This is a genomic window from Planktothrix sp. FACHB-1355 (assembly GCF_014748295.1).
Lineage (GTDB): Bacteria > Cyanobacteriota > Cyanobacteriia > Cyanobacteriales > Aerosakkonemataceae > Aerosakkonema > Aerosakkonema funiforme_A.
This window is the reverse complement of sequence record NZ_JACJUP010000180.1, coordinates 1-8,339: the sequence shown is the minus strand read 5'-3', so window position 1 is coordinate 8,339 and position 8,339 is coordinate 1. Positions and strand designations below refer to the sequence as shown.

Sequence of the window (8,339 nt, the reverse complement as noted above, 5' to 3'; positions counted from 1 at the left end):
AATAAGCAGTATAAAACACCCCTATATTAGCCGTAATAGCCGCACCCATATCACCGGCACCGTAGGCCAGTTTAGTGCTGAAGCTGAGTTTTTCGTTCCCAGGCGTCTCCGACAAGCCATCAGAAGGGGGAGAATTATTCATAAATTTAATAAATCGCTTTCATTGATAAGTGCCACTTGTGCAATTTTATGTTCAATTGCTGCCAAACGCCTTAGTTTTGTTTTGGCTTCACAGTCCAGGTAAAGGGAAGGCATCGGTTAAGGCGACCTTTGCTTGTTAGGCTTCCGATCTCGACATAATCAGATCGGGAATCTCAAAAAAGAAAGTAGTGGTTAACTTAGCAAACCTAAGTTAAAAGATGCTTTATAGTTTTCTATATCTCAAATGACGTCTGTATTTACAGCAATTGCTCTCGTTAGGACGTTGTTAATCCCTCAAACCCTTGATGCGAAACTTTTCTTCCCCGACGCTTTAACCCCTAGCCCGACGCCCTAGCTATATGCCCGACCTTTACGTTTCTTGGCCAGACTACAACTCTAAGATTGAACTGTTGGCTGTCAAAATCTATCAGTCCAACTGGAACTTTAACCAGATTGTCTGCCTTGCCAGGGGTGGATTGCGAATTGGCGATATTTTGTCTCGGATTTACCGATACCCCCTAGCTATTCTGGCTGCGTCATCTTATGGTGGTTTCGAGAACCGAGTGCGCGGCGATCTAACTTTTTCCTCTCACATAACGATGACAACAGGCGAGCTGAGCAGCCGTATTCTCTTAGTCGATGACTTGGTAGATTCTGGGAGTACTCTTGAGCAGAGCGTTGTTTGGCTTAAACAACATTATGGCGATCGCATAGAGGAAATTCGCACCGCCGTACTCTGGTACAAAGCTTGTTCCGTCATCGTTCCAGATTACTACGTAGACTATTTACCCGATAATCCCTGGATTCATCAACCGTTTGAACCCTACGAACAAATGAGCATCGCTCAACTGGCAGCATCTTACACAGCGCCTTTAAACTCCAAACAGCCATAGCCAAAGCGGTAAAGTGAGGAAAAGTCCGCCCGTACCGAGTGCGATCGCAGTTACAGCTAAATCGCGATCGAGATTGTAAGCTTCCGCAATAATCAGCGTGGCAAAAGCTGGAGGCATCGCCATTTGCAAAACGATCAGCAAATGAGGTGGGCCTGTCAAGCCCAAGCCACGCAGACCCCAACCCAAAACTAAGGGAACCAGCAACATTTTAATCGCCAAGCAAATTGATGCTTGTGGCAAACCGCGCCAAGACGATAGCTGACTCAGCCGCATCCCAATTAACACTAAAGACAAAGATATTACCGTCCACGCAAACTTCTGCAAGCCAAAATCGAGCCAATCCGGTAGAGAAATGGGTCTTAAAACCAGTCCCAATCCCAAAGCCCACAGACCCGGAGTTTTCAGGATTGCCGCAAGTAATTGTTTGTGACTGCTTGCCCCCATACCAAAACGAGCGGCAAGAGCAACCCCCAACCCATAGGTTCCCAACATACTTCCCAGCAAGTCGTAGAACAGGGCCCAGCCGAAGTATTCCTGTCCAACTAAGGCAAGCGTTACCGGATAACCCAGATAACCGGTATTACCAACCATTGATGCTAATAGGAAACTGCCTTGATTCGGCTGACTCCCAGAACTGGTAGCAGAAGGAGAAACACAAGCAGGATCTTTTTTGTCATTTAACCTAATGACAGCCCAAGCAAGTCCCGCTCCCAGTAGAATTGCGGCCCAAGCAGCCAGAGGTGCGATCCAAATTGGCCCGGATAGGTTGGTTCGGCGCAGAAAGGCCACAATGGCGATCGGAGCTCCGATCCAAAACAGAAAGTGACCCAAATAAGTGGGGAAGTTTTTGGGGAGGATACGGCCTAGCAACCATCCCAGGAACACTCCTCCACCGAGGGGCGTATATAGTTCGAGAAGTTTAATTTCCGGACTGGGCATGGTATTTGAGGTTAAAAGCAAAAGTAGGGGTCATTAGTTCGTTTAAATGCCTCAAGATCTCAAAACTGCAAAGTTTTACAGTTTCACAAGTTTTCTGACCGATGACCGAGAGACCGATCGCGAATCTAAGACAGTTACAATTTTTATGATGTTCGGTTTTAATCTTAAGTGCAGGAGTGAATGGTGTGGATAACGCCAGCTTGTCTGGAAAGCCGTCGAAAGTAGCAGTTCCCTCGACAGAAGATATTCCTGAAGCTTTGCGGGAAACCCAGTTTCCATCACAAGAGCGTCGGTGGCAGCGAGTCTGGCTGGTGGCATTATTGGTGGGATGGGGAGCGTTTGCCCTTTTTGTCGGTTTGTGGTTTGCCAGTTTGTCTCAATCCTCTTCTGGGACAATGGCTCAAAAGAATGAAACAGAACCGATCGCCAAACTCAGTCAAACGCCCACAGAAGCTGTCAATACTTCTGCAAGCCAGCCCGATATCATCTTGGGACAGGCGGGACACTTTGCTTACAAAGAAGCGCCCGTGCAAGACCTTCAATCTATATCGGTGGATAATCGGATTAAGCTACGCAAAAGTGCTGCCCAGCAATTTAACGCTATGGTGGCAGCAGCCAGGGCGCAGGGAGCGATATTGGTGCCAATTTCGGGATTTCGTTCGGTGGCGGAACAGCAACACCTGTTTTTTGACATTAAAGCGCAACGGGGGCAGGTGGCAGCAGAACGGGCGACTGTGAGTGCGCCTCCGGGTTACAGCGAACATCATACCGGCTATGCGATCGATATTGGGGATGGTAGAGTACCGGCAACCAACCTGAATCCAAATTTTGAAAATACTGCTGCCTTCAAATGGCTGCAAGCTAATGCAGCTCGCTATAGCTTTGAGATGTCATTTCCCAAAAACAATTCTCAAGGCGTCAGTTATGAGCCTTGGCATTGGCGCTTTGTGGGCGATCGCGATAGTTTAGAAACTTTTTATAAAGCCAAAAAATTACAAAAAAATTAAAGGGCTAGGGGTTAGGGGCTGGAGGTTAGGGGTTAGGGGTTAGGGAAAATATTAATTCTTCGGCTCAAGAGCTCCCCCACTCCCCCACTCCCGCTCTTTCATATGGGATAAAAAGCCGATCGACGTCATCTCCTTCTTTTGACTGGCTTAGGCTTAGCGGGAGCAACTTTACCGCCTCCCTTCAGACGAAAGTAAGCCTCCATAACTTTCAGCACCTTCGGAGCTCCGAACTTGCCACCACCACCGCCGGAATGTTCCCCAAAAACCACCACAACAATTTCCGGATTGTCTATTGGCGCATAGCCACCAAACCAAGTGTGGGTTAGTTTCCCGTGGGCTACTTCAGATGTACCGCTCTTCCCCGCAGCTGGAGGAATAGTTGGTGAATTCAGGGCTGGGCCAGTACCGGAAGTTACTACTGCCCTCAGACCCTGGCGCAGCACTCGCACCGTTTCCGGTTTCAGGTTTAAATCTACCCGCCAATTTTTTGAATCCTCATCATCTTTGAGCAGGTGGGGCTTAACTCGGTAGCCACCGTTGGCGGGAACAGCAAACATCACAGCCACTTGTATGGGTGTGGTTTGGAGAAAGCCCTGACCGATGGACATATTCACTGTATCGCCTACAGTCCACTCGTATTTCATCCGCTTCAGCTTCCAAGCATTATCGGCTACCAAACCGGCTACTTCTTCACTCTCCAATTCGATGCCGGTTTTTTCGCCAAAACCATAGCGTCGAGTCCAGTCGATCAGGGCAGGGCCACCAGTTCTGATCCCGACTTGATAAAAGAATGTATCGCTACTCCACTTCAAACCGCCCACAAATCCCAAAGCACCAAATCCTGCGTGGTTCCATTCTCCAAACGAAATTCCACCCACCCTAAGAGCTGGATAAGTTGGCAAGACTATGGTAGAAGGAACTTTGCCCGATTCGATCGCCGCAGTGGTAGTAACGATTTTGAATGTACTCGCTGGTGGAAAAGCTTGTAAGGCGCGGTTGACAAATGGGTGGTTTGCCTTTTGCAGTTCCTGCCATGCTTTCTGGCTGATCCGAGGAGTAAACAAATTAGGATCGAAAGCGGGGCGGCTAACCATCGCTAAAATCGCCCCATTATTTGGATTCATGGCTACAACTGCGCCTCTGTGATTGCCTAGTGCGGCTTCTGCGGCTTTCTGCAACTCCAGATCTATGGTTAAATGGACGTCCTCACCTGGTTGAGACGCTTTATCTCCCAAAATACGTAAAATCTGGTTCTTGCCATCCACCTCCACCTGCTGACCGCCCCACGTTCCCCGCAATTTTTTCTCAAAAGCTGCTTCGACGCCCATTTTACCGACGACATCTCCAAGTCGATAGTCATCGCCTTTTTGCCTCGCCTTAGCTAACTGTAAATCGTTCATTTCACCGGTGTAACCGAGTACGTGGGCTGCCACTTGTTTATTGGGATATACCCGCGCCGGTTCTATGTCTACTTCTACGCCTTCGAGTTGCTGTTGGGATTCTTCCAGCGCTACTATCTTTTCGGGAGTGATGTCGCGCTCGATCCGTACTAGGGTGGGATTGTTCTCCCCTACTTGTGCTATCCGCTTTTCAATATCTGCTTCGGGAATTTCCAGGATCTCGGAAAGACGCTTGCGTGTGGTAGGCCAGGATTTTTGCTTGCGTATTAACGGCCATAGATAAACTGAGCGGGAAAGACGACTGCTGGCAAGGATTCTGCCTTTGCGATCGAAAATATTACCCCGTTCGGGTTGTTTGGGAATGATCCGAATCCGGTTGTTCTCCGCTAGTTCCCGATTGCGTTCTCCCTGGATCAGTTGCAAGTAGGCAAGACGACTGCCAATCCCTCCTACCATCACCAATGTAATGACTAGCATCACAAACAGGGACTGGTAATTTCGTCCGACCGTGCGGGTCTTTGATTTACTGTCTAGCGAGGAAGACCAAAGCAAGGTCATACGGCAGTACTCCTAAGTCTTGAGTTCCAAAGTTTTGAAATTTGAGTATGAAGGGGGCTAGTGCGTCCGGCGTCGGAGAGTTTTGAGTTCAAGTATACCCTTACCTCTGCTCTGAGAGCTTTCCGCCTCCCTCTACACCAAATCTTGGCAATTTGACTGACTGGGCAGCTGGCTTCAGTCAGTGGCAGAATGTCAAAATAAGCCAAGGTCAAATTTGCCACTGCATCAACTATAATGCTGATTCAGCTGGCAACCGGGGCATCGCTACAAGGATTTTCGCCATTATGTCTCAGACTGCTGTTCAGAATCCAGACGCCAGGGACGCTTACACAGTACTGGATGTTGAACTCCGAAAGGTTTTCAAGGTGTTCAAAGTCGATACTGCTGTACGGGGGGTTGACCTTGACATTCGCCAGGGTGAATTTTTTAGTATTCTTGGGCCATCCGGCTGCGGTAAAACGACGACGCTGCGCTTAATTGCGGGCTTCGAGATGCCGACCGCCGGTGAGGTGCTAATTCAAGGCAAGCCGATGACTAACGTACCGCCTTACCGCCGACCGGTCAATACGGTGTTTCAGAGCTATGCTTTGTTTAACCACCTGAGCGTTTGGGAAAATATCGCTTTTGGATTGCGGATTAAACGCTTGCCCAGAGCGGCGATCGCAGAACGGGTTAAAGAAGCTCTCAAGCTCGTTAAAATGGAAGCTTTGGCTAACCGTTTTCCGGCTCAATTATCTGGGGGTCAGCAGCAACGGGTAGCCTTGGCACGAGCGTTGGTTAACCGACCTGCTGTGCTTTTGCTGGATGAACCTCTGGGAGCGTTGGATTTGAAGCTGCGTAAGGAAATGCAGGTGGAGCTGACCAATTTACACCGAGATTTGGGGCTGACTTTTATTATGGTTACTCACGACCAAGAGGAAGCGCTGAGTCTGAGCGATCGCATTTCGGTTATGCACGACGGCAAAATCGAACAAATAGGTACGCCTAGCGAAATTTACGAGCGTCCACAAACAGCTTTTGTCGCTGATTTTATTGGGGATACCAATTTGTTAAAAGGCCGAATTTTATCTTTGAACGGCTCGGAAATCGAGGTACTGACAGAATCTAAAATGAAGGTGGTGGCGCAAAGGCTGGACTCCTCAACTGCTTGGCATCCTCAAGCTTCTGTGGCGATTAGCGTGCGCCCAGAGAATATTCAATTGAATCTGGAACCTTCTTGCTTACAGGGAAACTGTTTTGAAGGACGTTTGCAGCACGTTATGTATTTGGGTACCCACGTTCATTGCGTGGTGGAATTAAAGTCAGGCGATCGTATTACCGTAAAGCAGCCTAACACTTTCGCCAGCTTACCCGATCCACACACCCCTGTATACGCCTACTGGGGTTCAAAAGATTCTCTGGTTTTGGCTGATTCTTAGTTATCTGCTAAAAGGCGATTCCCAGTAGTTAGCTCTCAGTAATTCGATCGTTGACCTCTGACAAATGAAAAATGGCTATTGACAAATGACACTAGAGGGGTTTTTACAAGAGTTAGAGTACCACTGCCAGTCAACGGCGATCGCCACTTTTTTAGGTAGCGATGGAGAACCCTTTGTGGTTGACTTACAGCGAGAAGCCAATAAAGTAAACTACGGCTACCACAGCAGTGTCAAAAAAATATTTATCGAGAAACTGTTAGAAGGCTGTAATCCTTCCGGTTCTCTGATACTGCGCTCTTTTACTTCAGAAATTGACGAGTTCACCAAGTTACCTTACAAAGAACTGCGCGGCTACCTGCTCAGACGTAAAGGCAATAAACTGGAATTTGAAAAAATCTCTCCCGCATTGATGTTTGCGTGCCAAAACACGGACGCCAAAACTGGTGAACCGCTAGCTTTAGAACAATCGGTACGATACTGTTAATTGGTTATTGGTGATGGGAAATGGGGAATGGGTAATTCGGGATTTCAAATTTCAGATCTAAAATTTCAAATTTGGTTTTATAATTGGCAATTTGAAAGTTCAAATTTGAAATTACCTATGTCAATGGCAGCGCAAACATGAATATTGGCTAGTGAAAAATGACTAATTTGCAGCTACATCATTTATATCAAACCAGGCGTCGATTCTTAAAAACGGCAGCAGCAGCAACTTCTGGATTGGCACTTTCCAGTTGTGGTTGGACTCTGGCACAAGTGCGACCGACTACGACCGAAGAAAACTCTTCTGGTACGCTACGCATTTATACTTTTTCTGGCTATACGGATGAAGAGTTGTTCAAAACCTTTGCCGCTAATACCGGTATAAAGGTAGAGGCAGATGTTTATGATTCCAACGAGACAATGCTGGCTAAAATGCAAGCGGGAGGCGGTGCAGCTTACAGCGTAATTTACCCCTCCGACTACATGGTTCGCCAAATGTTGGAACTAAAAATGCTGACCGAATTAGAACACGATCGTCTCAATAATCTCCAAAATCTTTTGCCACAATTTCAAAATCCCGGTTATGACCCAGGTAATCGTCATAGCGTACCGATGAGCTGGGGAACAACAGGTTTGATTTACAATACCAAAAAGTTAAAAACTCCTCCAGAAGATTGGGATTATCTTTGGGAAAACCAGCAACTACTCTCCAAACGAATGACTTTGATGAACGATGTTCGAGAAGTTATGGGCGCAACTTTGCGGATGCTGGGTTATTCTTATAATTCGACAAATCAGCAGCAAATCCAACAAGCTTACGAAAAGTTAAAGGCGCTCAAACCTGCGATCGCTTCCTTTACAACTGATGCTTGGAAAGAACAAATTGTTGCGGGAGATTTGTTTGTCGCGATGGGTTATTCAGCTGATGCGGCGGAAGTTGCTGAAGAAAGTTCTAGCTTACAGTACGCAATACCCAAAAGCGGTACTTCTCTGTGGACAGATACAATGGTGATTCCCAAAACTGCTCCCAATCCAGATGCTGCTTATGCTTGGATAGATTTTATGTTACAACCTGCTGTAGCTGCGTCTGTTTGCGATCGACTGAATTTTGCTACACCCAATCAATCGGCTATTAAGCAATTATCGCCCAAAAATCGCAATAATCCTAATTTATATCCATCTGCAAAAGTGTTAGAAAAGTGTGAAAGAGTTGAACCGTTAGGTAAATTTAATGATGTTTACGATCGCTATTGGACTCAGTTAACCAGTAGCTAAAAAATCAAAAGCCAAAAGTTGTTGTGAAAATGGATTTTAGTAAATGAGCGGGGAGGTTAAAAAATTTAAGCTATATCCAAACAGACGTCGCTTCTTAAAAACGGCAGCGTCATTTTCAGGATTGCTCCTTTCTGGTTGTGGATGGACTCTAGGTGAGGTGAGACCGACACCCACCCCATCAAAAAATTCTGATATTTTATATATTTACAGTTTTTCTACTTATCT

7 protein-coding genes and 1 pseudogene are annotated in these 8,339 nt (G+C 46.8%); 6 read left to right on the top strand and 2 right to left on the bottom strand.

The genetic code is table 11. The annotated features are described in order from the left end of the window. Positions 1-500: 500 nt before the first annotated feature. The gene (locus H6S82_RS10555; protein WP_190464604.1) at positions 501-1,034 is read left to right on the top strand and encodes a phosphoribosyltransferase family protein; all 534 of its coding nucleotides are present in this window, start codon (positions 501-503) and stop codon (positions 1,032-1,034) included. Here H6S82_RS10555 and H6S82_RS10550 read toward each other — a convergent pair. Further along, on the bottom strand, positions 1,014-1,994 hold the full coding sequence (locus tag H6S82_RS10550; protein WP_322111898.1) for an AEC family transporter: 981 nt from the start codon (positions 1,992-1,994) through the stop codon (positions 1,014-1,016). The two genes, H6S82_RS10555 and H6S82_RS10550, sit on opposite strands and share 21 nt — an antisense overlap. Positions 1,995-2,158: 164 nt before the next feature. Here H6S82_RS10550 and H6S82_RS10545 point away from each other — a divergent pair, with 164 nt between their 5' ends. Further along, on the top strand, positions 2,159-2,980 hold the full coding sequence (locus H6S82_RS10545; protein WP_190464603.1) for a D-alanyl-D-alanine carboxypeptidase family protein: 822 nt from the start codon (positions 2,159-2,161) through the stop codon (positions 2,978-2,980). A 125-nt stretch (positions 2,981-3,105) separates the two neighbouring features. On the opposite strand, the gene mrdA is transcribed toward H6S82_RS10545, so the two are convergent. Then, positions 3,106-4,938, bottom strand: coding sequence for a penicillin-binding protein 2 (gene mrdA / locus H6S82_RS10540; RefSeq protein WP_190464602.1), 1,833 nt, complete (start codon positions 4,936-4,938; stop codon positions 3,106-3,108). 284 nt (positions 4,939-5,222) lie between these two features. Here mrdA and H6S82_RS10535 point away from each other — a divergent pair, with 284 nt between their 5' ends. From H6S82_RS10535 to H6S82_RS32990, 4 genes and pseudogenes are all read left to right on the top strand, one after another. Further along, the gene (locus H6S82_RS10535; RefSeq protein ID WP_190464645.1) at positions 5,223-6,356 is read left to right on the top strand and encodes an ABC transporter ATP-binding protein; all 1,134 of its coding nucleotides are present in this window, start codon (positions 5,223-5,225) and stop codon (positions 6,354-6,356) included. Between the two features lie 85 nt (positions 6,357-6,441). Next, the gene (locus tag H6S82_RS10530) at positions 6,442-6,840 is read left to right on the top strand and encodes a hypothetical protein (protein ID WP_190464601.1); all 399 of its coding nucleotides are present in this window, start codon (positions 6,442-6,444) and stop codon (positions 6,838-6,840) included. 158 nt (positions 6,841-6,998) lie between these two features. Further along, positions 6,999-8,114 carry an extracellular solute-binding protein gene (locus H6S82_RS10525; RefSeq protein WP_190464600.1) on the top strand — a complete coding sequence of 372 codons (1,116 nt, stop codon included), beginning with the start codon at positions 6,999-7,001 and terminating at the stop codon, positions 8,112-8,114. A gap of 43 nt (positions 8,115-8,157) precedes the next feature. Further along, positions 8,158-8,339: pseudogene (locus H6S82_RS32990) on the top strand (spermidine/putrescine ABC transporter substrate-binding protein); the annotation flags it as partial.

Excerpts from the sequence above, each read along its gene's own strand:
- H6S82_RS10555 (WP_190464604.1), top strand. The coding sequence starts at position 501 with ATGCCCGACCTTTACGTTTCTTGGCCAGACTACAACTCTAAGATTGAA.
- mrdA (WP_190464602.1), bottom strand. The coding sequence starts at position 4,938 with ATGACCTTGCTTTGGTCTTCCTCGCTAGACAGTAAATCAAAGACCCGC.
- H6S82_RS10535 (WP_190464645.1), top strand. The coding sequence starts at position 5,223 with ATGTCTCAGACTGCTGTTCAGAATCCAGACGCCAGGGACGCTTACACA.
- H6S82_RS10530 (WP_190464601.1), top strand. The coding sequence starts at position 6,442 with ATGACACTAGAGGGGTTTTTACAAGAGTTAGAGTACCACTGCCAGTCA.
- H6S82_RS10525 (WP_190464600.1), top strand. The coding sequence starts at position 6,999 with ATGACTAATTTGCAGCTACATCATTTATATCAAACCAGGCGTCGATTC.